At 60.0% G+C, this 23116-nt stretch carries 21 protein-coding genes; 9 read left to right on the forward strand and 12 right to left on the reverse strand.

Going from position 1 to position 23116, the window contains the following annotated elements:
* Nucleotides 1-20: 20 nt before the first annotated feature.
* The gene (locus tag RPG13_RS10950) at nucleotides 21-914 is read right to left on the reverse strand and encodes a LysR family transcriptional regulator (RefSeq protein ID WP_095483592.1); all 894 of its coding nucleotides are present in this window, start codon (nucleotides 912-914) and stop codon (nucleotides 21-23) included.
* Nucleotides 915-1142: 228 nt separating this feature from the next.
* Here RPG13_RS10950 and RPG13_RS10955 point away from each other — a divergent pair, with 228 nt between their 5' ends.
* Entirely contained in the window at nucleotides 1143-1877 is a 735-nt protein-coding gene (locus RPG13_RS10955; RefSeq protein ID WP_095483593.1) for an SDR family NAD(P)-dependent oxidoreductase, read from the forward strand.
* Nucleotides 1878-1949: 72 nt separating this feature from the next.
* Nucleotides 1950-2549, forward strand: coding sequence for an NADPH-dependent F420 reductase (locus RPG13_RS10960; RefSeq protein WP_126103610.1), 600 nt, complete (start codon nucleotides 1950-1952; stop codon nucleotides 2547-2549).
* A gap of 133 nt (nucleotides 2550-2682) precedes the next feature.
* On the opposite strand, the gene RPG13_RS10965 is transcribed toward RPG13_RS10960, so the two are convergent.
* Complete coding sequence (locus RPG13_RS10965) at nucleotides 2683-3270, reverse strand: TetR/AcrR family transcriptional regulator (protein WP_126103609.1); 588 nt, start codon at nucleotides 3268-3270, stop codon at nucleotides 2683-2685.
* A gap of 140 nt (nucleotides 3271-3410) precedes the next feature.
* Here RPG13_RS10965 and RPG13_RS10970 point away from each other — a divergent pair, with 140 nt between their 5' ends.
* From RPG13_RS10970 to RPG13_RS10990, 5 genes are all read left to right on the forward strand, one after another.
* A complete protein-coding gene (locus tag RPG13_RS10970; protein WP_337125016.1) occupies nucleotides 3411-4046 on the forward strand; it encodes an NADPH-dependent F420 reductase in 636 nt (211 codons plus the stop codon).
* A 46-nt stretch (nucleotides 4047-4092) separates the two neighbouring features.
* Nucleotides 4093-5046, forward strand: coding sequence for an SDR family oxidoreductase (locus RPG13_RS10975; protein ID WP_337125017.1), 954 nt, complete (start codon nucleotides 4093-4095; stop codon nucleotides 5044-5046).
* A gap of 74 nt (nucleotides 5047-5120) precedes the next feature.
* Nucleotides 5121-5741 (forward strand): NADPH-dependent F420 reductase, encoded by a 621-nt coding sequence (locus RPG13_RS10980; RefSeq protein ID WP_027152442.1) that lies wholly within the window; start codon nucleotides 5121-5123, stop codon nucleotides 5739-5741.
* A gap of 259 nt (nucleotides 5742-6000) precedes the next feature.
* On the forward strand, nucleotides 6001-7278 hold the full coding sequence (locus RPG13_RS10985; protein WP_337125018.1) for an epoxide hydrolase family protein: 1278 nt from the start codon (nucleotides 6001-6003) through the stop codon (nucleotides 7276-7278).
* Nucleotides 7215-7457, forward strand: a complete 243-nt coding sequence (locus RPG13_RS10990; protein ID WP_337125019.1) for a hypothetical protein — start codon at nucleotides 7215-7217, stop codon at nucleotides 7455-7457. The genes RPG13_RS10985 and RPG13_RS10990 overlap by 64 nt, the downstream gene beginning before the upstream one ends.
* Before the next feature lie 34 nt (nucleotides 7458-7491).
* Here the strand turns inward: RPG13_RS10990 and RPG13_RS10995 are convergent, their stop codons facing one another.
* The 5 genes from RPG13_RS10995 to RPG13_RS11015 all read right to left on the reverse strand — a co-directional run bounded on the left by RPG13_RS10995 (nucleotide 7492) and on the right by RPG13_RS11015 (nucleotide 11999).
* Complete coding sequence (locus tag RPG13_RS10995) at nucleotides 7492-7863, reverse strand: helix-turn-helix transcriptional regulator (RefSeq protein ID WP_126103606.1); 372 nt, start codon at nucleotides 7861-7863, stop codon at nucleotides 7492-7494.
* A gap of 949 nt (nucleotides 7864-8812) precedes the next feature.
* Complete coding sequence (locus RPG13_RS11000) at nucleotides 8813-9625, reverse strand: SDR family NAD(P)-dependent oxidoreductase (RefSeq protein WP_126103605.1); 813 nt, start codon at nucleotides 9623-9625, stop codon at nucleotides 8813-8815.
* Between the two features lie 143 nt (nucleotides 9626-9768).
* Nucleotides 9769-10272 (reverse strand): SRPBCC domain-containing protein, encoded by a 504-nt coding sequence (locus RPG13_RS11005; RefSeq protein ID WP_126103604.1) that lies wholly within the window; start codon nucleotides 10270-10272, stop codon nucleotides 9769-9771.
* A 235-nt stretch (nucleotides 10273-10507) separates the two neighbouring features.
* On the reverse strand, nucleotides 10508-11107 hold the full coding sequence (locus RPG13_RS11010) for an NADPH-dependent F420 reductase (RefSeq protein ID WP_245458106.1): 600 nt from the start codon (nucleotides 11105-11107) through the stop codon (nucleotides 10508-10510).
* Nucleotides 11108-11264: 157 nt separating this feature from the next.
* On the reverse strand, nucleotides 11265-11999 hold the full coding sequence (locus RPG13_RS11015; protein WP_126103602.1) for an SDR family NAD(P)-dependent oxidoreductase: 735 nt from the start codon (nucleotides 11997-11999) through the stop codon (nucleotides 11265-11267).
* Between the two features lie 268 nt (nucleotides 12000-12267).
* On the opposite strand from RPG13_RS11015, the gene RPG13_RS11020 reads away from it, so the two are divergent.
* A complete protein-coding gene (locus RPG13_RS11020; protein WP_126103601.1) occupies nucleotides 12268-13164 on the forward strand; it encodes a LysR family transcriptional regulator in 897 nt (298 codons plus the stop codon).
* Nucleotides 13165-13704: 540 nt separating this feature from the next.
* Here the strand turns inward: RPG13_RS11020 and RPG13_RS11025 are convergent.
* The 4 genes from RPG13_RS11025 to RPG13_RS11040 are packed head-to-tail and all read right to left on the reverse strand — an operon-like array spanning nucleotide 13705 to nucleotide 18613.
* Nucleotides 13705-14775 (reverse strand): adenylate/guanylate cyclase domain-containing protein, encoded by a 1071-nt coding sequence (locus RPG13_RS11025; RefSeq protein WP_126103600.1) that lies wholly within the window; start codon nucleotides 14773-14775, stop codon nucleotides 13705-13707.
* A 3-nt stretch (nucleotides 14776-14778) separates the two neighbouring features.
* Nucleotides 14779-15270, reverse strand: coding sequence for a Rab family GTPase (locus RPG13_RS11030; protein ID WP_245458105.1), 492 nt, complete (start codon nucleotides 15268-15270; stop codon nucleotides 14779-14781).
* Between the two features lie 15 nt (nucleotides 15271-15285).
* Nucleotides 15286-17940, reverse strand: a complete 2655-nt coding sequence (locus tag RPG13_RS11035) for an OmpA family protein (protein ID WP_337125020.1) — start codon at nucleotides 17938-17940, stop codon at nucleotides 15286-15288.
* 7 nt (nucleotides 17941-17947) lie between these two features.
* Nucleotides 17948-18613, reverse strand: coding sequence for a hypothetical protein (locus RPG13_RS11040; RefSeq protein ID WP_095483607.1), 666 nt, complete (start codon nucleotides 18611-18613; stop codon nucleotides 17948-17950).
* 909 nt (nucleotides 18614-19522) lie between these two features.
* Between RPG13_RS11040 and RPG13_RS11045 the strand changes: the two genes are divergently transcribed.
* Nucleotides 19523-22384 carry a trifunctional glycosyltransferase/class I SAM-dependent methyltransferase/polysaccharide deacetylase gene (locus RPG13_RS11045; RefSeq protein ID WP_337125021.1) on the forward strand — a complete coding sequence of 954 codons (2862 nt, stop codon included), beginning with the start codon at nucleotides 19523-19525 and terminating at the stop codon, nucleotides 22382-22384.
* A gap of 49 nt (nucleotides 22385-22433) precedes the next feature.
* On the opposite strand, the gene RPG13_RS11050 is transcribed toward RPG13_RS11045, so the two are convergent.
* On the reverse strand, nucleotides 22434-23114 hold the full coding sequence (locus RPG13_RS11050) for a redoxin domain-containing protein (RefSeq protein WP_337125022.1): 681 nt from the start codon (nucleotides 23112-23114) through the stop codon (nucleotides 22434-22436).
* Between the last annotated feature and the right edge of the window lie 2 nt (nucleotides 23115-23116).

Here is a 23116-nt window from a genome sequence, read left to right on the forward strand (position 1 = left end):
TCGCCGCGATCTACTGCGCGTCAGTCGCGCGATATGGACAGCCCCGCTAAAAGTGGGGCGTAGGCGGCGAGTCTGCGGGATACGAACTCGGTGAAGAGCCGCACGCGCTTCGTCTTGCGTGTCTCCCCCTGAGTGAGAACCCAGATCGGTCCATACAGGTGTAGGTTGGTACCTGGCACCCTCTCCAATAAGGGATCGGCATCTCCGACGAAACACGGGAGCGTCGTGATGCCTATACCTTGCCGGACCGCCGCGATCTGCGCTTCGAAATCCATAGTCCGGAACGGAGTCCCAGTCGTGCGGAGTTCTCCCTGGCGGGTCCAGTCCGGTACTCCATGACCACTTATGGCGATCCACCTGGGATCCGGCCCGCCCGCCTGCCACTCGGCCAGTCGATCGCCGGACATGTAGAAGCCGCCGTACAGCTCCGGTCCCTTCAGACCGTGAAGATTGAGCGGCAAGGCTTCGCGGTCATAGACGACACGGATCGCCACGTCGGCCTCTCGGTTGGTCAGATTTGCCAGCTCGCCGGACGACAGGATTTCCATCTCGATGTCCGGATGCAGGCGTACGAAATCCGCGAAGTTCGGCATTAGCAGGTGTGCTGCGAGGGGCGCCGGCAGCGTCACCCGCAGAAGCCCGCGCACGCTTTGATCGCGCCCCAAGACGCGCGTTTCCAGCTGGTGCGACGACGCTTGCATCTGGTCCGCGAACTCGAGGACCTCCTCGCCCGCAGCTGTTAAGCGGTAGCCCGAAGGCAGCTTTTCGAACATCTGCGCCCCGAGGCGGTCCTCGAGCTGGGCGATGCGTCGCAGCACGGTCGCGTGGTTCACTCCGAGACGTTTGGCGGCGGCCCGCACTGAGCCTCCTTGCGCGGCGGCGAGAAAGTAGCGAACGTCATCCCAGTCGATCATGGTGCATTCCCGCGCCGCGCAGTGAGGCTTCCGAAGCTCACTCTAACATACAGAGTCGGATTTTGCGCGAACATCGCGGCGTCTGGTTATCGGTATGGATCGTTTTCGCACCACCGATGTGTGCGATTGCTCACTGCCTGGCTGACTTCGGCAGGGCCATGTTGAGCCTCTCGGAAAGACCTCCCGTACAGCCAAAGTCCCGAGATGGCGAAACGAAGGATACACGATATGACCAGATTGAATGGAAAGACCGCCGTCATCACCGGAGGCGCCACCGGCATCGGCCTCGCCGCTGCAAAGCGCTTCATCGAGGAGGGCGCTTTCGTCTTCATCTTCGGCCGTCGGCAGGATGCGCTCGACGCCGCCCTCGTCGAGCTCGGGTCCAATGCCCGCGCGGTGCAGGGCTCGGTCTCCGATGAGGCCGATCTCGACAAGCTTTACGCGGCGGTGAAGACCGAGCGTGGAACCCTCGACATCGTCTTTGCGAACGCCGGGGTAGGAAGCCAGCTTAAGCTCGGCGAGATCACCGCCGAGCACATCGACGAAACCTTCGACGTCAATGTGAAGGGTACGATCTTCACCATCCAGAAGGCGCTGCCGCTGATGGGCGAAGGCGGCTCGATCATCCTGACCGGATCGAGCGCAGGCACCACGGGCGCCCCGGCATTCACTGCCTACAGCGCGAGCAAGGCGGCAGTGCGCAACCTCGCGCGGACCTGGGCGGAGGATCTGAAGGGCACCGGCATCCGCGTAAACGTGCTGTCGCCCGGGGCGATAGCGACCGAACTCGCGACCGAAGCGTTGGGCGAGGAGGGCCTGAAGGCCTACGGCTCGATGACTGCATTCCAGCGCATGGGCAATCCGACGGAGCTCGGGGCGGCTGCTGCCTTCCTCGCCTCATCGGACAGCAGCTTCATGACCGCCAGCGAGGTAGCCGTTGACGGCGGCCTAGCGCAACTCTGACGCGCTACACTTGGACGGGTTCCGTTCGATACTCGGAGCCCGACCGGCGTGGGAAAATAAAGGAGAATAAATATGAGCTACGCAATTGTCGGCTTCGGCAATATCGGCAAGGCCCTAGCCAAGGCATTTGCCCGCAAGGGCATCGAAGTATCCGTCGCAACCACGCGCGACCCGGAAAGCTTTGCATCCGATGCGGCCGCGATCGGGCCTACGATCATTCCCAAAAAGCTGGCGGAAGCGGTCAAGGCAGACATCATCTTTTTGGCCGTGCGTTTCGAGTCGCACCCGGACGTCGCGAAGGCACTTCCCACCTGGCAGGGGAAGACCATCGTCGATGTGACCAATGCCTACGGCGTGCCCCCTGAGCAACTGGGCGGACAGCCTTCTTCCAAGTTCATTGCGCAGGCCTTCTCAGGTGCAGAACTGGTCAAGGGCTTCAACCATTTGATCGCCGCGGTCCTTGACCAGGATCCGGCCGTAAAGGGTGGCAGGAGAGTCATATTCCTCGCGAGCGATGATGAAGGCGCTGCAGTGCAGATTGGTACACTCGCGGAAAATCTCGGCTTCGCGCCGATCAAACTAGGCGGGCTTTCGGAAGGCGGACTGCTCGTGCAGGCGCGCGGGAACAGCTGGGGCCGGCTGATCTTCAAGGACCTGGTCAAGTTCGACTGATGAACATGACGTCCCCACCGGCAGGGACACGATGCACGCATCGGATCGTGCTCGATCCGATGCGTGCGGCCGAGGTGACGCCTGGAAGCAAAGGATGAAGTGCTCCGCCTCTCGTCAGCAGTATGATGGATACTCAGTTTTGACGGTCGAGCGCAGCAGAAGCCGATCCGGTCGACGGGTTCGCCAGAATGGCGCCCGTAATGATGCGAAAGAGATGATCGGCCCGCGGCGCGAATGAGGGTTGGTCGACCGCCCAGCCGAGAGCCGTCATCAGGGCGAACAGGTCATCCCCATTCATGTCGGGCCGCGCCGCGCCTTCGGCCTGTGCACGGAGCAGCAGTCGCGCGCTCGCCGAGTGCACCGCAGCGCATGAAGCATAAAGAGCGGAGTCCGGGTTCGTGTGGGCGGCGGCCATCATGGCGACGACGCCCCTATAGCTTTGGGCGAACACCAACCATTCCTGGAACCAGGAGATGAGCGCTTCGTCAGGTGAGTTCGACGTTTCGAGTTCATCTGCCCTCTTAGTCAGTGCGTCCAGATTCGTACACAGCAACGCTTCGAACAAGGCTTCTCGCGTCGGGAAATGACGCAGCAGCGTGGCCAACCCGACGTCGGCCCGGCGGGCGATATCGCGCATGGACGCATTGATACCGTGCTCGGTGACGACGTCACGCGCGACCGCGAGGATATGGTTGTAATTTTTTTTTGCGTCGGCTCGCATGAGATGCCTTGATAACCGGATCGGTGATCCGTATATGTGGATCGGTGATCCGATTGTTAAGCGGATCGGTGAACCACTAAATAGAGTGCGTCTGCACAAATGGCAACAAAGGCGCTGCCCGCCCCGCGAGGAAAATGAACATGAGCACCATCAGCATCATCGGCTCAGGCGGTATGGCCGCAGCGATCGGCGGCCTTGCCGCCAAAGCCGGACACAGCGTCGAGGTGATGAGTCGCGACGCCGCCAAGGCGGGGGCGCTGGCCGAGCAGGTTGGAGCCGGCGCGACGACCGGAACGTTTGGCGCCGCTCCGGTCGGGGACATCGTCATCTTGGCGGTGCCTTTTTCGGCCGTTCTCGACGTGGTGAAGCAGTACGGCGAGAAGCTGGCAGGCAAGCTCCTCGTCGACATCACCAACCCCATCAAATCCGACTTCAGGGTTTTCTTGACTCCTGAAGACAGTTTCGGCGCGCAGGAGATCGCCAAGGTTGCTCCTGCCAATGCCACTATCGTCAAGGCGTTCAACACCCAGAACGCCCAGGTCCTGGCTGTCGGTCCAATCGGGGGCCATCCATTGGACGTGTTCATCGCCGGGGACGACTCTCAGGCGAAGGCGCGCGTCTCGGCGTTCATCGACAGCCTCGGACTACGTCCGATGGATACCGGGCGGCTGATTATGGCGCGGACGTTAGAGCACGCCTGCATGCTGTGGCTGGGCCTCATGACCCACTCCATCAAACACACCAACTTCTCAATCCGCGTCAGCCTCCTCGGCTGAGCCCACGGCACCACGTCTCGCATCACATTACCCAAGGAGCAGCAGTATGCGCGTTTTAGTTACTGGCGGGACCGGCCATATCGGTTCGTATATCATCCCCGAGCTCATCGCGGCCGGACATGAGGTCATTGGCCTGGCCCGATCGGACACATCCGCGACTGCGGTGTCGGCGCTCGGCGCCAAGGCACGTCGCGGGGATATCACCGACCTCGACGGGCTCAAGGCCGCGGCGGCGGAGTCCGACGGCGTCATCCACGTCGCGCACCGGCAAGACCTGCTGCCCTCTGGCGGGATCGACGCCGTGGCCGCCGCGGAACTCCAGATCATGCTCGCCTACGGCGAGGCGCTGGCGGGGACCGGAAAGCCGCTCGTCGTCTCGGGGAGCATCGGCTCGCCGGGGTGGGAAAACCTGGGCCGGCCAGCCACCGAGGAAGATCCGGCTCTTCCCGGCGGCGATGCATACAAGGGCACCCTGCGGGTTCGTAACGCCGTGGAACTCGCCGTGATCGGCTTAGCGGGACGGGGCGTGCGGTCTTCGGTCGTCCGAATTCCTCCCATCGCGCACAGCACGACCGATGCCGGCTTCCTCCAGCTGCTGATCGGTCTCGCGAAGGAGAAGGGCGTTATCGGTTACCCCGGAGACGGCGCGAACCTCTGGCCGGCTGTGCATGCCCGCGACTTGGCCTCCCTGTTCCGCCTGGCGCTGGAGAAGGGGCCGGCTGGCAAATATTGGCACGGGATTGAGCGCGACGGCATCCGGTTCCGCGAGATCGCTGAGGCCATTGGCAGCCGTATGAGCGTACCCGCCGTGCCTATCCCTGCGGACGTACTGATGTTGCCTGGCTTCTTCGGCTTTCTCGCGAATTTGGTCACGCTGAACCTTCCGGCGTCCAACGCCATCACCCGCCAGACTCTCGGCTGGGATCCAGTTCAGCCGGGCCTGATCGAGGACCTCGACAACGGCCATTACTTCCCGGCGGGCCGTATCGCGATCCCGTAATTCGTCAAACCAATAAACGGGATCCCCCGTCTAGAGACCACCAGCAATAACCCCATCTCAATAGGAGACTGCACATGAGCATTATCAGCATCATTGGCTCTGGAACTATGGCCACGGCGATTGCCGGCCGTGTCGCCAAGGCTGGACACACTGTCGAGGTGGTCGGCCGCGACCCCGCCAAGGCGCGGGCGCTCGCCGACCAACTTGGAGCCGGAGCGACCACTGGGACATACGGAGCCGCCCCCGCGGGCGACATCGTCATCCTCGCCGTGCCGTACAGCGGTGCAGCGGCGGCGGTGGCCGACTTTGGGAAAGCGCTCGATGGCAAGGTGATCGTCGACATCGCCAACCCGGTTGCCCCCGACCTCTCGGGCCTCGTCACGCCCCACGGCAGTTCTGGCGCGCAGGAGACCGCAAAGGGCCTCCCCGCCGGCGCGCATGTTGTGAAGGCGTTCAACACGATCTTTGGTCACGTGCTTGCGAAGGGTGGACGCCTCGACGCTTTCATCGCAGCCGACGATGCGGAGGCGAAAGCGCGCGTCTCGACGTTCCTCGAAAGTCTCGGGCTGCGTCCGCTCGACGTGGGCGGCTTGCACATGGCCCAGACGCTGGAGGCGCTCGGTTTGATGATGATTGGCCTCGCCAAAAACGGCGCTGGCACCTGGGACTTCGCCATGAACGTCGATATCGGCTGAATCACCGACATCAGCCCTCACCGGCAGATCCGCAACACCACTGGAAGCAAGTCATCCGATGGCTGTCGTCACCCGATGAGTCGGGCGTACTGTCGGGTGCCATGTGGTTCGCATGGTCAATGCGGCTCGGAAACACATAGTCGGCAATAGCACCGCCCGACGTTCGAGCCATGCTAATAGGCTGAAGCGCACATCGGAGGTCAATTCGAATTAGACCGGTCGGCCGGTCTTCTGCTGCACTACAGCCAAGGAATCGATCATGATCACTGCCTTCCAGATTCCCTATGATGCGGACCAGGCCGCTGACCTTCGTAGCCGCCTCGCACGGACGCGTTGGGCCGACGCAGTAACTGACGACTGGACCATGGGAACCGAGCGCGGCGTCCTCAACCAGTTCATCGATTTCTGGCGTGACGGCTATGACTGGGCGCAGCGGCGAGACCGGCTTAACCAGCTTCCCCATTTCTGGACGACGGTCGACGGCCATGGCATACACTTTCTGCATTTTCGCAGCGGACAAAGTGGATCTATCCCGCTACTGCTGATGAACGGGTGGCCGTCCAGCTTCGTGGAGTTTCAGCGCATAGCGCCGCTGCTTACCCAGGGAACGCCGGCATTCGATGTCGTGATCCCCACCATGCCCGGCTTCGGCTACTCGGACAGGCCAATCCGGCCCTACGAGGCGGAGCCCAGTGACCTTTATCCGAAGCTAATGACGATGCTGGGCTATGGGCGGTTCGTCGTGGCCGGGACTGACATCGGCTCCGGCCTTGCCACCCGGATAGCCCTTCGGCATGCGGCGCGTTTGCTGGCTCTGCATGTCTCGGCGGTCGCGCTAAAGCCGATTCCAGAAGATGCGTCGCCCCTGTCGAAAGCCGAGATCGACTATGACGAGCGCCTCCAACTGTGGAGCCGGGAGGAAGGGGGCTATCAGGCGATCCAGAGCTCGAGGCCACAAACTCTCGCCTTTGGGCTTGCCGACAGTCCTGTTGGCCTCGCCTCGTGGATTGTCGAGAAATTTCGGGCCTGGACGGACTGCGATGGCGACATCCTCTCTGTCTGGCCACTCGAAGCCTTGACTGACACTCTGACGATCTACTGGATGACCAACACGATCGGGTCGTCTGTCCGCTACTATTACGACGCCGCCCGGCTGCGGCCGCCGCTGCGGGCAGATGACTTCGTGCATGTCCCCACCGCCGTCGCTATGTGGCCACATGATCTGACGCTCGCGCCGCGCGAGCGGGCCGAGCGGCTCTACAATGTGCGGAGCTACACCGTCTTTCCGCGGCGGGCATTTTCCGGCCTGGGAAACGCCGGAACTCTACGCCGACGATTTGCGAAAGATCGCGCTCGCCGCGATCTGAACGAACAAGCGTGTTCCGCTTCACTCACGAGCGGGCACGGCTCGTGGAGATTGCCCGCCAGCGGTGTGCCGAGCAGGCGCGGCTGGCCAAGCTCGAAGAACAGCGGGTGGAATATCTCGATCGCAAGCTCGCGCAGGCAGAGCCGCGTGATCGACTACGGACGTTTCTGACGACGCTTCCCGCTGACCCCGTCTCCGAGGAAGCGTCCGCCTTTCATGCTTTCATCGAATGGGCCCGACCGCGGCTGAAGAAGATGGACGCCCAACTGCAACTCGCGACGATTGCCGCTGAGGCGGCGGAAATGGAAGCCTTCGCACCAACTGACGATGCCAACGGTCTGCAACGATAAGCCATCGCATCCATGGGATGCGATGGCTTCAGTCTTAGTCCGATGACCTATCAGTCTGTTTGACCGGCCGGGCTTTGCGCTGATGGACATCCGGCCCGGGCGCGATCTTCGCTCGGCCCTCAAGACAGGTCTGGCGGCGCTGCTCCAGCCACGCTTCGACCTCCTCCAGGTCCCACACGATGCATCGCGGCGTGAGATTGAAGCGGCGAGGGAATTCCTCGCGTTTTTCCATTTCATAGATCGTGCTGTCGGCGAGCGGTACGATGAGCCGGAGCTCATTCCGTCGGATGTTTCGTGGTAGCCCGGTCAGCACGGTGGCGGGACCGGAATATCCCACCGGGTCTTTGTCGTCGTAATCCTGATACGGTATCGTCAGGATGCGAACGCGATCTGGCTTCTTGGTCATGTTTATCCTCCGTGGTTGAAGGATGTTTGATGCCGCTGCGGCTTTGCCTGGTCGCGTAGCTATCGTTGGTCGGGAACCTGACGGTACTTTTGGGTGTGCTCACGTTTCGAATGTCAGGCCTGGAAAGGCAGGCCGAGAGCCAATAGTAGTCGATAGATCGCTCGTGGGGGTTGGCCAAAATTCGCCAACTAAATCAGAACGGTAGGATCCTGACGGGTCCTAGGCCGGTAGTATTTGGACCGAAAAAATATTTTCTTGGGAAAATTCAATTAGTTAGCATAGGGCCGAACGATCGAGTGGGAGTGAAGTACCGTGGAGTAGATTGGAGTACTGTCGGATACATTCGGAAATTGTTGGTCCCCGATAGTGGGCGATAGTTCGCGGGCGATTCTGCAAGAACGAGCAGCAGTTTTGCAGATCGGCGATAGACCTTGCGATTGTGTGTCGAGATGTTCAAGGGGATCGATACACCGCGCCGTTCACGGCACATGCTTCGGATTGGGATTGGAGCGCCGATAAAAATCCTCGGACAATAGACCTCATGTTCCGGGGATTTGTATCAGGGTCTAAGCCCGGTCGAGACCAACGAGACGAGCACAAGGCCGCCGAGCACAGCGAAAAGGGCGCCATAGCTGAATACGCTCTCGTGCCCCCGTAGTTCCAGAGTGCTCCCGCAATGAGGCTGGCGACGAGCTGCATGACGCCGACCGTCGTGCTGTACCAGCCAATGCCGCTTGCCCGCAGATGCTGGCACAAAATCCGCGGCGAACGTTGAAGTCGGCAACCGCGGCATCAGGCCTTAAAGAAGGCCAGCAGGTCCGCCTTGATGATGTCTGCGTGGGGCGTGGGCTGCCGTGCGGCAGATCCTTGTAGACCTTCGGCGTGCCGTTCTTCAGCAGCTTGGCCGACGGCGGACCTAAGTCGGCGAGCGGAACAATTTGGCGTCCTGCTACGCGACGAAACGGACCACGCCGCCATCCACCCGTAAAGCCGCGCCGGTTGTCGCCGAAGCCTGCTCCGAGCATGCGTAGATGATCATGTTGGCTACCTCGTCGGTGGTCGCGAAGCGTTGGATGAGGGTGGTCGGACGCATCGCCTTCAGGAAGCCCTGCTCGGCTTCCTGAAGCGTGATCCCGTTTGCGTCAGCCTGCTTCGCCATGAAGTCGCCCAGGATCTCAGAGCGGGTGGGTCCCGGCAGGACGGCGTTGACGGTGACGCCCGTGCCCGCGACCGCCTCGGCAAGCCCGCGCGAGACCGCGAGTTGAGCTGTCTTAGTCATGCCGTAGTCAAGCATTTCCTTGGGGATGTTGACTGCGGACTCGCTACTTACAAACACGACGCGGCCCCAGCCTTTCGCCACCATCCGCGGCAGATAATGACGGGTCACGCGCACGCCACTCATTACATTCAACTGGAAGAGACCAAGCCAGTCCTCGTCCGGGATCTTCGCGATGTCCTCGACGCCACTGTAGCCCCGGATGTGAGCCGTGCCCACGTTGTTCACAAGGATATCGGCGTCCGGCGCCTGCGCGATCAAGGCTTCGGCACCCTCCGTTGTCGCAAGATCGGCGGCGATACCCGAGATGTCGCTTCCGGGAAAGGCCTGTCGCATCTGCCGTACCGCCTCGTCAATCCGGACGTATCCACGGCCGTTGATGACGACCGATGCGCCGGCACGGGCTAGTCCCTCCGCGGTAGCACGGCCGATGCCTGCCGTTGACCCCGTAACGATCGCCTTGCGGCCCTTCAGTTCGATATTCATGTTATTTCATCTCCAAATTATAGGTGAACAAGGCGATCGATCCACTGATCCAGGCTGGAAGCGCAGATTGTCGCCCGTCGAGTACGGGCAACATCCGGACGAAGGCAGCGTTGGGAAGCGTGGATAGCGCCAGGACAGGGGCGTCAGCTCGCTTTCTTTGTTGCTTCAGCCTCCGCTGCGCGGGCGAGGCTTTCGACCCACTCCTGATGATAGCGGTAGAGCGCGCCGGGATGCTTGTGCCCGAGAAGGTCCAGAAACCAGGCTCCCTGTTGCGTCTCCTCGGTCAGGACATGGCAGCCATCGTTAGTCGGCGTGATAACCCAGCCGTGATATGCGCTCGAGCCGGTCTCATCGCCGTCGACTGTCGTCGCCCAAGCGAGCCGGCGCAAGGGCTCGAACTCGGTCACGACAAGGCTCATCGGGAATCCGACGGTGACTCGACTGTACGTGGTTCCGAGCGCCAGTTCCGCCTCACCTGTCAGGATCTTGACCTGGTCTTCGGCAGGAAAGTAGCTCAGCCAATTCTCGGCATCGACGAGCAGCTTCCAGACCACTTCAGGCGGCGCCTTAACGTCGATGTCGTTCAGCGCATAGATGGCCGACGTTCTGGGGTCATACCGCTCCGGCCAGATTACATGGTCGTACATGGTTCATTTGTCCTTTTTGAACAGGTCCTGGAAGATCAATGGCGCCCAGCTCTTGTCCCGCGCCTGCACTAGCTGACCGCCTTCCGCGATCTTGCCGAGGCTAACCGGCCCATACGCCGTCAGGCCCAGCCCAACCTTCGCGACTTTGTGGCGTTCAAATATTCGGTCGCGCGCTGCTCGAAGAAATTGGCGCGCGCGACCAGTTCTCGGCGCCGATCGCACGGTCGTAGATCGATTACTGCTCCTTCTTGAACAAATCCTGGAAGATGAGCTGGCCCCAAGTGCGGCCGCGTGCGTGCACCAGCGCGCCACCCTCGTTGAGCTTTCCCAGCTTGACGGGTGCGAACCCGAGTTGTTTGGCCAAGGTCGCCACGGGAGCGATCGCGTCCTCGTCGTCGCTCGACAGAAAGACGACCCTGTGGCCGCCCTCGACGATCGGATCGGCAGCCAAGGTGGCCGCAATCAGGTGATTGAAACCTTTCACGAATTTGGCGCCGGTGAACGCCTTCGCGACGAAGGCGGAGGATGGGAGACCGTCCAGTTCCTCGGGGGGAACTAACGCGTTCATCGCGTCGATGACTGTCTTGCCTTCCCAGCTCGGCAGGGCTTTCGCAACCTCGCGATGCTCCCCGAACGGGACCGCCAAGATGATTGTGTCGGCCTCAAGCGCATCCCGCAGCGACTTGGCGACGACCGTGGGTCCGATCGCCCGAGCTTGCGGCGCCAACGCCTCGGGCGGACGGCGGCTCGCGACGGTCACCTTGATGTTTTTACGGGCAAAGGCGTGGGCGAGGGCCTGGCCTACCTTACCGAATCCTACAATTGCGTAGCTCATAATACTTCTCCGATCCGTGTTGGTATTGATTCCCCGGCCTTCAACGGCGCTGGGTTATCCGTTCTGCTGTGTGGCGACCTTTGCGTAGACGTCTCGCCGTGAACCATGGACACGCTAGTTCCCGCCGATCAGCCGCTTCCCGCGATCCGGCGCGATTTCAGATGGCCGAGAAGCCGCCGTCGACAGACAACTCCACCCCATTCACAAAGCTCGAATCGTCTGAAGCAAGAAACAGCGCGGCCGCGGCAACTTCCTCAGGACGCCCCATCTTTCCCCGCGGGATCAGGGATTCGAACATCTGCTTCGCCTCCTCGGTGAGAACTTGGTCCTGCATCGGTGTGGCGATCGGCCCCGGGTGCAGCACGTTCACCCGGATATTCCTGCCCTTGAGCTCGTTGAGCCACCCGCGTGCGAATGCGTGCAGCGCCGCCTTGCTCGCCGCATACACGCTGTAACCAGGAAAACCTTTGATCGAAGCAACTGACCCGGTCATGAAGATCGATCCGCCATCGTTGAACAGCGGCAACAACTTCTGAACCGTAAACAGCGTGCCACGCGAATTCAGCCCGAAGGTCGCATCGAAATGCTGCTCGGTAATCTCGCCCAGTGGGACGGCTTCGCCCGTGCCGGCGCTCGCGTACAGGATGTCGATCTTGCCCTTTTCCCGCTTGACTGTATCGAACAGGCGGTCGAGGTCGTCGAGATTGGCAGCGTCGCCGCGCACGCCGGTCACGTTCCGGCCGATCAGCTTGACGGCCTCGTCCAGCGCCTCCTGTCTCCGGCCCGTGATGAAAACATAGGCGCCTTCTTCGACGAACCGCTTGGCGCTCGCCAGCGCCATGCCGCTCGATCCACCCGTGATGACTGCAACCTTACCCTCGAGCTTTCCCATGACTTCTCCTGTCGTGGTGTCGGGACAGCATCTGCCTCCGAGACCCTCGAAATGGGTCCGCCGGCGTCAGTTGTTGAGTGCGGAAGCGCGCACATCGGTGGTGCAAAATCGATCCGGCTGGACGACCGACGCCAGCCGCGACGATCGGTGTCCGCTTTTCGCAATTGGGCCGCGCTCGTCGACATAGGCTATGATGACCGCCTGTATTGCTGTTCGATGTGTTAGATACAGACTTTGGAAGGCGCACCGCGCGGTGCCGGATTGCACCATGATCGACTGGGATGACATTCGCTACTTTCTTGCCGTCGCGCGCGGAGGCTCAGTGCGGGCTGCCGCCGAGCGCCTCGGGGTGAATCACTCGACCGTGCTGCGACGCATCGCTCAGCTCGAGGAACGCCTCGGGGCGCAGATGTTCGAAAAGCTGCCTTCGGGCTACCGCCTGACGGCTGCGGGCGAGGAGGTCCTCGAGCTCGCGAACCAGATGGAAGCGTCGTCGCACCAGTTGGAGACGCGCGTCTTCGGTCGCGACCAGAGCGTGCGCGGGCTTCTGCGGGTGACGTTGGCTCCGACCCTTGCGACACACCTGCTCATGCCGGACTTCGCCGATTTCGCGCGTCTGCATCCGGACATCGAGATGGAAATCCTGTCGTCCGGCGAGCTGGCAAATCTGACCAACCGAGAGGCCGATGTCGCGATCCGCGTCGTTTACGACCGCAAAACCCTGCCGCTCAATCTTCACGGCCTGAAGGGACCGGAGGTGTTCGGCGGCGTCTACATGTCCCGGGATAGACTAGCCGCATGGCGTGCGGGCGCGCTTGATCCCATCCGGTGGATCGTCATAAGCATGCATGGAATTCCGGATTGGGCCAGCGAGGGTGAGGTTCGCACCACGGAGGTTCCGTTCAGGACTACGGGCGCCGACGCGCAGATCGTTGCTGTACGGCAGGGCCTCGGGATCACGACACTGCCGTGCTTCGTCGGAGATGCCGACCCCCTGCTGGTGAGGGTGCCGGGCACAGACCTGCACATGTACGGAACGCTCTGGCTTCTCACACAGGGGGAAACACGCAAGACGAAGCGCGTGCGGCTCTTCACGGAGTTCGTATCCCGCAGGCTCGCCGCGTACGCTCCGCTTCTCACGGGGCTGTCCATATCGCGCGACTGACGCCCGGCAGGTCGCCGGCGACGCTTGCCGTAGTCCGGTCGGAAGCCGAGCTGCGATCGCTTGAAGCGGCGTCGTTCAATCCGCGAATGGTGCGCCGTATCGCAACCGGCGCGAGGGCCACACTACCGACGGACGACGGACTTCATCATCGCTGACGGTTTTTTTGCCAGGCTGGAGACGCCGCTTTTGCGGAGGACTCCGAGGAGAATAGACCAACCGATATCGATAGTTTGTGAAACCGAGCGGATCGCCGAAATTCTCCTTTGAATTCAAGAGCGAGAATTTCTGACGGATCCGGGATACGGTTCTTCATCGTCAGCGGAAAGATTTTCCTCGATGGATCAATGCGTTCTGATGCTTCAGAACAATCGAGTGGAGTAGGGGGAATCGGCGGCGATAGTGTAGGTTCGGCGGACTTTAAGCTCCGTTCCGTCCGCATCTCGGCTGTTCTTAGCGTTCTTGTATTTCTGGAGCTGCTGAAAGCTGATGCCGATGGATCGAGCAAGCTGCGCTCCAGGGTCGGCACTGCCAAGCGGCAAATCAGGCCGGGAGCCGCCACATTCGTACACGACCTGTACCACGCAATTCCGTTTCCGCGAGTGGGTCGCAAGCAAAATCCGGTCCAAGCAGTTTGTGAGTTGCATCCGAAATACGGATTTCATCGGGCTCCGCGGACGTTTGAATACGTGCTGCGAGATTAACGGTCTCGCCCCACAGGTCGTAGGCAAACCGCCTTTTGCCTATGACGCCCGCGACGATTGGTCCTGAGTGAATTCCAATTCTGAGTCTTAGCGGTTCTCCTGCGAAGCGCTCGAGCTTAACCGCCTTCCGCAGTTCAAGTGCATAGTGCGCAAGGGCTTCCGCATGATCGGATCGCGCGACGGGGAGGCCAGCGACCACCATCACACAATCGCCAATTGTCTTGATCTTTTCGCAGCCGTATCGTTCCGAGAGCAGATCCGCCGCCTTGAAGAAGTAATTTAAAATAGCGAGCGTTGTCTCGGCTCCGACGCTCCGCGCTCTTTCCGTAAAGCCGACGATGTCGGCAAAAAGCACACTCACCTCAGCGTGGTTGTCTGCAATTTGTTCGTCCGCTTTTAACCGCTCCGCGATCGACGCTGGAAGAATGTTGAGGAGTAGGCTTTCGGCGCGCTGGTATTCACGCGACAATCCCTCTTGGCTCTGCCTCAACGCCTCGTTCGTCAATTGTAATTTTTCGTTGAGTTGACGCTCCCTCTCTTGCAGGAGTGTCATTTCATAAGCCTTCTGTTGAAGCCGCTGCCTATTGTCGCGTTCGGCAGTGGCGTCAAGAAAAAGCAGCCACACGCAGGCATTGTCAGCAAAAAGATGAAGGTCCGCGACACGCCCGCTGGGCAGTTCGACCATGGCCATATGATATGGCAGCTCCGGGCAAGGCAGTAAACCCTCCATGAATTCGAGCTGCTCGGCAACAGGCCTACCAATGCGAAGTGATGAGAGTCCGTAATGTTCAACACTACCGCCCTTCGCAGCGATGCAAAGCTGGGCGTCAATTTTCAGATATGCGACAGAGTGCTCGTTGTAGAAGAAATCGTAAATCCAGTTTCTGACTTCTCTTGGCAATCCATGCATGGTTTATTTGGTGACCATCGAAGCAAGCTGACGAAATGCATCATCAACATGTTCACCCGAAAGCGCGCTTGTTAGATAGATTTGCCATCCAAGTTGCCTCAGTTCGTTAATCTCACTATCCGTTATTGCCCACCGATCGGCCAGATCGGATTTGTTGAACAGCAATACAAACGGCATAGCGCCGAATTCGGCCTCGGCCCGCTCGCGCAGCGTGAGCGCCACGGCAAGTGTAGCGGCGCGGGTTCCATCGACGACAAGCACGAGCCCGCTCGCACCTCGCACATAGCTGACGCGAAATGAGCCGATATCGTCTTCGCCGGCCAAATCCCACAGAATCAGATCCACGGTTTTGTCTGGGAATGCGACGCTCTTCTTGTCGATTTTCACTCCCACCGTGGTCAAGTAGGTTTCTGAAAAGATGCTTTGCACAAACCTGCGAACCAGACTCGTCTTTCCGACAGCGAACCCGCCCAACATGCAGATCTTCTTTTGCAATATCCTGGGCTCCGCCTAGTGGAAGTTTACCGTAACCGAAACTCTGCGATTGGCGGAGCTCCCGGTTCGGCTATTCTCAGTCTCCGCCGGCTCAAAGGTGCCCGCGCCGCGAACCAAAAGCGATTCCGGAGCGACGCCGCGCTTCTTGAGAAGCGCACGAACTGTCTCGGCGCGGGCGGCGCTGATTGACGCGTTGGTCGTCTCACGGCCCACGGCGTCCGAATGGCCAGTCAACATGAACTGTGCTGTTACGCCCGCCTTGCGGGCGTCCTTGGCCAATTCCTTCAACTGATTCGCCAATTTGTCGAGAACTGGCAGTTGCTCTGGTCCCGGTACAGCCTTGCCAGAATCGAAGAAAATGTCGACCGCTTGGATAGCCTCCCTCAAACGAGTGAGTTCCTGAGGGGTCAACTCGCGCAGCTCGGAAATTTCTAGAGAGAGTCCGTCCGCGGCCAGTTGTTGGGCGGCGACCCGCGCCCGATCTATCCAGGCGGCAGGAGCCTCACCCACGAGAACGATGCGATCCTTGATGATCGAAAATCGTACTGAATCCGGCGGGGCCAGCGATGCCATCAGCCGCTTCACCACGAACTTCGGATCAAGGCTCTGATAGAATTGCCACTGCGAATGAACGCGAGCCGGATCAACCCCTGTTCCGGACAGCAGAGCCTGCGGGTCGGCGGCCTGCGGGTCTCTCAGGCCGGAAATGTAGAAATGTCCGCCCCTCGCCGTTTGTTGGGCGACGATGATCCCCGCTTGGGCCTCAAGTCGCGACACATAATGCTGCCAGTGCTCCGCCGCGCGTGCTTCGGGGCTCACATCACGAACCTTGGAGATGTCGAATTCCGGTCCGCCTGCCGAAAGCTGCCGGGCCGCTGCGCGTGCCCGATCTATCCAGGTGTCGGGAGCCTCACCCTCGGCAATGATGCGATCATTGACGATCGAAAGTCGAACTGATTTCGGTGGGGTCAGCGACTCCGTTAGCCGCTTCAGCACGAACTCCGGCTCAAGGCTCTGATAGAATTGCCACTGCGAATGAACGCGAGCGGGATCGACCTGCGTTCCGGACAACAGCGACTGCGGGTCGGCGGCAAGCGGGTCTCTCAGGCCGGCAATATAGAATTGGCCATCGCGCACCTTTTGTTCGGCAACGATGATGCCCGGCTGGGTACTCAGCCGCGACACATAGGCCTGCCAGCGCTCCGCCGCGCGTGCTTCGGGGCTCACATCACGAACCTTGGAGATGTCGAATACCGGTCCGCCTGCCGAAAGCTGTCGGGCCGCTGCGCGTGCCCGATCTATCCAGGTGTCGGGAGCCTCACCCTCGGCAATGATGCGATCATTGACGATCGAAAGTCGTACTGAATCCAGCGGAGCCAGCGACGCCGTCAGCCGCTTCAGCACGAACTCCGGCTCAAGGCTCTGATAGAATTGCCAGTGTGAATGAACGCGGGCGGGATCGACCTGCGTTCCGGACAACAGTGACTGCGGGTCGGCGGCAAGCGGGTCTCTCAGGCCGGCAATATAGAATTGGCCATCGCGCATTTTTTGTTCGGCAACGATGATGCCCGGCTGGGTACTCAGCCGCGACACATAGGCCTGCCAGCGCTGCCCGGATTGCCAGGAAAGAAAGAACCAACCGCCTGCCGGAATCAAAACCAGCAGGACTGCAGCCACCACCAGCCACGGAAATCCCTGGTTTGAGTCCTCCTGCTTCAGTTCAACGCAGGTCTGCAACTGCATCTCTACGCCGGCCAGCTGCGAACTGTCGCCGTCAAACTGCTCTAAAGCCTGTGAGCATTCATCATGGATGCGAAGCAACACATCGCGAATTATTTCATGTAATTCCTCTGGCGGATTTCCCCGGATCACCGCAACCAACGTCGCAAACGGTCCAACTTCTGACCAGAGACGAAGCTCCCCAAAACGGATAGTGTCCAGGCCGCTCTGTTCTTTCTCGTTAAATGAATCTTTCACAAAATCTTGAATTGCACTAAGCATCGAAGAAATGAGTTGAGGATCTTCGCTAGTTGCATTATCGGCAGTTACATGCGCTATCAAAAGCCCGGAATTGCGGTTAATGAGAAAGACATGTTCTACACGGTAGACAAGTGAATGCTTAAGAACAACTTCTGAGAAGCTTGCACCAGTTCTCCAAGCTTCAAATCTCCACTTGAGCCCATGCCAGGTAAATATATGTCTTAAAGTTTCATTCAGCGACTGAAAGGTCTGATCGATCTTTTCCCCGATCGACTTGCGAATTGCCGGCAGAAACACCGGGTATAATATATCCGTAAGCGTGCGCGGGCTCTTCTGGATGGACCGTTGCACGGCCCTCTCGACAGCTGGCGCAAGGGCCTCGCCGAGTTGCGCATAAGGCGCGCGTGCGGCTGCACTGGGGAGAACACCCCCAACTGCAGACGCAAGCTGCTCAGGTTCGTCGAGCAGGTGCGTAACTCGTGAAAGCTCCGAAATTTCGCGGCCGACCAGCAACTGGCGCAGCGTTTCCATGCGAGGATCGGCGGTTGGAACTCCGTCGAAACGCGCACGATAGTCCGGATCAACGTTCCGGGCAATTTCGACCAAAAGACTAGCCAGAGCCTCGCGATCAATCTCTGTATCGTTCGAAGCCGCTTGAGGAAGGCTGATTGGGTCGACGGTCGACGTCAAGTTCCGATCAACTCACTTTCCAGCTACGTTCCGAGTTGCTCTTGCTGCCGACGGGATCCTGATTTAGACATTTTGCAACCTCGACAAACAGGCCAGCCAAAAGATTTCGGTCGGTCTTGACGTTGCTGAGATCGGAAAACATTTTCTCCATTACCATCTGAATGGTTTCATTCTTTTGCTTGATTTCCTCACGCAGCAATTGATCGCTTCGATTTATCCGGTCCGCAACTTCGCGCTCAAGCTCGCTCAATTGATCCGACAACGCGCGCACCTGCTTTTCAAGCGCCTGATTTTGCTCGCGAAGATTCCGGTCAATCTCCTTGTCGGCCTCGGCTCGTGCATCTTTTTCGTTCCGCAATTGCCCCGCAAGCGATTCGACCTGCTTTTTTGCATTTGACTCGTACATTTCAAGATTGCGCTTGGCCTCGGATTCGACATCCTTGAAGCGCTGCAAGAACCGTTCTTCAAGCTTGGAAAAACGGCGGTCATAGTCCTGCATCTGGTTGCCGAACAGCAGATCACGTATCTTGTCGACACCTACAGCGTCGCCGGGGCCTCCGCTCTCGCGAGCCTGGGCCGCCATGAAGGCCAGCCCGTTTCCGTCTGCATTACCTATTAGATTTACGTCCGCTTTATTTGCTGGAGATGCGCTATTCGAAGATTCCTTGGCCATCCTTATGCCCCTTCTTTTGAACAACTGCCACAGTGCGAAACTCAGAAACGGATAAGAATGTCAGCAAAATACCCGGCTCGCAAGCCGGAATCTTCTTGGCTTAAACCAATTCGTGCGTCCCTTTTACATCTCTTGGACTAGCAGCAAATAAACGAGTTCCGACTGGTGTAGCTTTCGCATCTCTTGTTATAGAGGCCATAATCGGCTAGTCTAATCAACCACTGGATGAAATCTACTATCGAAATGAGCAATACAATATCGGGCTATAGCTACTGGAGTGCAATTAAGTAGCGCGGACTCATTAGAAATATCTAAATTAGATGACATGGCGGTACACATACTGCCTCGCGTCCGGCTGTATACTGCGACGATCAGCTTCCGGTGCGGGCCCAACGGTAGAAGGAAGGTGTTCTTCGCACGGAGAATGGCTGTTCGAGAGTGCACCTCGGTATCGAGGCATTTCGGTCGATAAGAGGGGAGCAGTAGTCCCGATAACTGCAGTCATTCACACCAAGGCTTCAGTGGCTTGCTTTAATGCGCCCCCCGATTGCAAAGGACGTCAGTTTGCCATAGCTATTGCAGTCGTACGGCGCCAGGGACCGCAGCTTTTGGTCATGGCGCCGATTCCGGGGATCGACATGAGTATGCGGCGTGCTTGCTTTGACGTGCATCTGCGACAGCTGGCGCCCAAGCTCGGCGGCACGGATGCGAATGCTGCGCCAGGCTTCCAACATCAGTAGCACGACAGGAGCAAGCTCGCTCTGCAGCCAAATGGCGGCGTCGCGGCGGCTCGGAAGAGTTCGCAGGAGACTGTTTGGACGCAGCGTGCCTGAGGACCGTTCCCTTTGGCAAGAAATCGCCGGCTATGTTTCGGGACTCTCGTTGTATCTTCGGCGCGGGTAAGACGGCGTGGCGCATAATCCCTTGGTTTCAATCGTGGTTCCTGCGCACAACGCGGAGGCAACGCTGGCGCGCGCACTCGATTGCCTTCTCGATCAGGAAATAGTGGATTGGGAGGCGATCATCATCGACGACGCCTCCACTGACCGCACCTCCGCGATCATCGCCGGTTATGTGGAGCGCGATGCCCGATTTCGGACATTGAACTCTTGCGCGTATAGCGCCGCCGGCGCGCGCAATAGCGGGATTTCGACAGCGCGCGGCCATTGGCTGATGTTTCTGGATGCGGACGATTGGGTGGATGCCAGCTTCCTTGCGAAGATGCTGGCCGCGCTGAAAACAGCTCCCGATGCAGTGGCGGCCTATTGCGGTTCTCGGCGCGTGATGCCCGATGGCGAACTCACCCCGCCGAGCATCTCGACGGAGGTTGCGACCCAGCCCTTCGAAACACTCGCCCGCCGGTGTGCCATCCGCACTCACGCGCTGCTAGTCGACCGGGAGACAATTGTCGAGTTGGGCGGTTTCGATGTGTCGCTGCGCACCTGCGAGGACTGGGATCTGTGGCAGCGCCTCGCGCGTCTAGGCAAAAATTGGGTGATGGTCGACAAGCCGCTCGCTTTCTATCGAGCCAGCCCCAACTCGCTCAGCCGCAATTCGGCGCAGATGCTGGTAGATGCGGAAATCGTGATCACCCGCGGCTTTTCTCCTGATCCCAGGGTTAAACACCCAGCATCAGCACACGCCAATGGAGCGATCGAGGCGAGCGGCCACACCGCTTCCGAGGCACTCGCGTGGTTCGCGTTGTGGAACGCCGCGTCGGATTGCGGCTGCGGCTCACGCTCGATCAACCCGCAGTCGCTGCGCGCGCTCCCGGCAGGACGTAAGTGGGCGCGTGAGATCGCCAAGGTGGCCTTCGATGGCCTTATGGTAGGAAGCTTATCGGTGCCAGCGCAATTGGCTGCCAGGTGGGACAGGTTCGGCGGCTCCTTCACCGAGTTGATCATCGAACTCGGCAAGCTCTGGGACAACCCCGTCGCGGGTCGCCGCGTCCAGTATCACCTTGAGCAAATGCTTCTCGACGTCGACGATCTTGCCGCGCCGCGCAGGCTGGCGCGGACACTTGGAATTCGCGTCGACGGTCGAAATCCGGCCTCGACCGAAATTCCGCAAGGAATCGATCAAATCTATGCCTATCTGATGATGGATGGCCAGATCGCGGCTGTCGTGCAATTCGGCGTGCTCGGGACAGTGACAAGGCGTCATTGGATTGAATTGCTCCTGAATGTCGTGCCCCCTGAGCGGCTTGAACGCCGGTCCGATCCGGACAGTCACTTCGGCAGACTCGCCCAATTGGCCGAGGAAGCGCGGGAGCTGGTTAGGTCGAGCGCCGAACCTGCAGAGCCTCCCGCGGCGCCGCGCCGCGCACGGGTCAGGCACGACAAGGATCGCACGTCGTTCTGGAATGGCTATTTCGCGACCGAGGATCCCTGGAACTACGGTTCGCCCTATGAGCAGGAAAAATATCAGCGGCAACTCGAAATTCTGCCTGCCGGTCCCATCGAACGGGCGCTTGAGCTGGCCTGCGCGGAGGGCCATTTCACGCGGCAGCTGGCGCCGCGAGTGGGCCATTTGACCGCAACCGACATCTCCGCCATAGCCATCGAACGGGCCCGCGCGCGATGCGGCGATCAGCCGAATATTGAATTCGGCGTACTGGATTTCTCTGCCGACACGCTGCCGGGTGAGATGGATCTGATCTTCTGTTCGGAAGTGCTTTACTATCTGGATGATCTGGCCGAGTTGCGGCGCATCGCCAAAAAATTCGCAGAGGCGTTGGCGCCTGGCGGCAGTTTCATCAGCGCACACGCATTCGTGCTGCGTGACAATGTTGAAAGGACGGGCTTCGACTGGAACACATTCGGTGCACAAGCGATCTCGGAGACGCTGGCAGCGACTGAAGGCCTCGTCTTGGAGCAATCGATCCAGACCGAGCTCTATCGCATAGACCGCTTCCGCCGCCTGTCACCCGACGACGTGGCGACGGAACCGATGATAGATCATGTGCCAATCCGCGCGCGCATCGAAATCGGGGTCGCGCGAAATATCGTCTGGGGCGGCGCGCGGGCCTTGCGCCGCGACGTTGCGCGTAGCGAGCGGCGGCAGCGTATTCCTGTCCTCATGTATCACAGCGTCTCCGATGATGGTCCGGCCGCTCTCGCCCGTTTTCGGCTCACGCCCGCCGCATTCGCCAGCCAGATGGCATGGCTGCGCTCCAATGGCTTTCACGCGATTGGGTCTGAGCAGTTGGAAGAGTTCATCGCCAACCGTCGCCCTTTCGTTGGTCGCCCAGTGCTCGTCACCTTCGATGACGGCTTCCAGAACTTTGCCGACCACGCCTGGCCGACCTTGCGCGCGAACGACCTGACCGCGGAAGTGTTCCTGGTGACGGACTTGGTGGGTGAAAGTGCACAGTGGGACGCCTATACCGGTCCGCCGACGCAGCTTATGGACGCCGGGACTGTGCGGCGCCTCTCCGCCGAAGGTGCGTTCTTCGGAAGCCATCTGGCGACGCATCGCGCAATCGATGGTCTGTCGAGTTCTGACTTGGCCGCTGAGCTCCTGCGCTCTCGTATGTTTATCGAACGGTGGACCGGTCGGCCAACCACGGCGTTCGCGGCACCCTTCTCTGTCACCGACCGACGGCTTGGCAGGCTGGCCAAGGAGTGCGGCTATCGAATCGGCTTCGGCGGCAGACACGGGTCGGCGGGCCTCGACTGCGATCCCATCGACCTTCCGCGCATCGAGATTCGCGGAGACCGCTCACTCGATGACTTTGTTGCCATTGTCGAGGCTGTGCTCGAAGAGCGGTGAACTTGTCAGTGTCATTTCAGTGTCCCGCTCGTTTACCTCGTTCGCGAATCTATTGGGCGACTTGGGACACGGCTGACATCAGCTCCTGCGGGTTTGGCGCCCCAAACATGTATCGCCCACCCTCTGGAACCTCCGTGAAGCTCCAGCGGACGATCCCCTGCCGGTCCAGCAGGAACTGACCGACCAGTTGTCCGTGTCCCGTTGCCATCATCTGCTCGTCGGCTTCGGTCATTTCGTAATTGTCCTTCTTGTCGAGGATTTCGCCGGCCGCAAGAGGATCCATAGGACCGGGCAACTCGCTTGGTATGTCGACCCGCATATCCATTACCGCTGCCATCGAGACCTTGTACGGCCATTTCGTCTCGTTTTGGGTGAATTCGAGATTGGGCAGTCCAAAAGCACGATGTGAAGCGCGTTCAGGGTCGGAGGCCGCGAGCAGATTCGGTATCGGGTGGTAGCGGAAATAGAGACGCGCCCGTTCGATCGGCGTGTTGACCACCGTCAGGCTCTCCACGCCCTTTTCGCGCAGTTCCGGATCAAGCCGCGCCTGGGCGGCGATATGGCGCCGGCAAAACGCACAATGCAGACCTCGAAACAGGCCGACCAGCACCGGTTTTTGTCCGCGAAAGTCGTCAAGCGCAATCTTGCCTTCCTGGGTAATGGCGTCGAGAACCAAGTTCGGCGCACGGTCGCCCGGCTGAAGCGGTACCAAGTCACCACGCGCGGACATTT

Origin of the sequence: Mesorhizobium sp. ISC15 (genome assembly GCF_037162615.1) — a bacterium.
Taxonomy (GTDB): Bacteria; Pseudomonadota; Alphaproteobacteria; order Rhizobiales; family Rhizobiaceae; genus Mesorhizobium; species Mesorhizobium mediterraneum.

Coding starts and splice junctions, on each gene's coding strand:
- RPG13_RS11000 (WP_126103605.1), bottom strand. CDS start 9,625: ATGAATATCGAACTGAAGGGCCGCAAGGCGATCGTTACGGGGTCAACG.
- RPG13_RS10950 (WP_095483592.1), bottom strand. CDS start 914: ATGATCGACTGGGATGACGTTCGCTACTTTCTCGCCGCCGCGCAAGGA.
- RPG13_RS11040 (WP_095483607.1), bottom strand. CDS start 18,613: ATGGCCAAGGAATCTTCGAATAGCGCATCTCCAGCAAATAAAGCGGAC.
- RPG13_RS10965 (WP_126103609.1), bottom strand. CDS start 3,270: ATGCGAGCCGACGCAAAAAAAAATTACAACCATATCCTCGCGGTCGCG.
- RPG13_RS11005 (WP_126103604.1), bottom strand. CDS start 10,272: ATGTACGACCATGTAATCTGGCCGGAGCGGTATGACCCCAGAACGTCG.
- RPG13_RS10985 (WP_337125018.1), top strand. CDS start 6,001: ATGATCACTGCCTTCCAGATTCCCTATGATGCGGACCAGGCCGCTGAC.
- RPG13_RS10980 (WP_027152442.1), top strand. CDS start 5,121: ATGAGCATTATCAGCATCATTGGCTCTGGAACTATGGCCACGGCGATT.
- RPG13_RS10955 (WP_095483593.1), top strand. CDS start 1,143: ATGACCAGATTGAATGGAAAGACCGCCGTCATCACCGGAGGCGCCACC.
- RPG13_RS10960 (WP_126103610.1), top strand. CDS start 1,950: ATGAGCTACGCAATTGTCGGCTTCGGCAATATCGGCAAGGCCCTAGCC.
- RPG13_RS11050 (WP_337125022.1), bottom strand. CDS start 23,114: ATGTCCGCGCGTGGTGACTTGGTACCGCTTCAGCCGGGCGACCGTGCG.
- RPG13_RS10995 (WP_126103606.1), bottom strand. CDS start 7,863: ATGACCAAGAAGCCAGATCGCGTTCGCATCCTGACGATACCGTATCAG.
- RPG13_RS11010 (WP_245458106.1), bottom strand. CDS start 11,107: ATGAGCTACGCAATTGTAGGATTCGGTAAGGTAGGCCAGGCCCTCGCC.
- RPG13_RS11015 (WP_126103602.1), bottom strand. CDS start 11,999: ATGGGAAAGCTCGAGGGTAAGGTTGCAGTCATCACGGGTGGATCGAGC.
- RPG13_RS10970 (WP_337125016.1), top strand. CDS start 3,411: ATGAGCACCATCAGCATCATCGGCTCAGGCGGTATGGCCGCAGCGATC.
- RPG13_RS11025 (WP_126103600.1), bottom strand. CDS start 14,775: ATGCATGGATTGCCAAGAGAAGTCAGAAACTGGATTTACGATTTCTTC.
- RPG13_RS10975 (WP_337125017.1), top strand. CDS start 4,093: ATGCGCGTTTTAGTTACTGGCGGGACCGGCCATATCGGTTCGTATATC.
- RPG13_RS11020 (WP_126103601.1), top strand. CDS start 12,268: ATGATCGACTGGGATGACATTCGCTACTTTCTTGCCGTCGCGCGCGGA.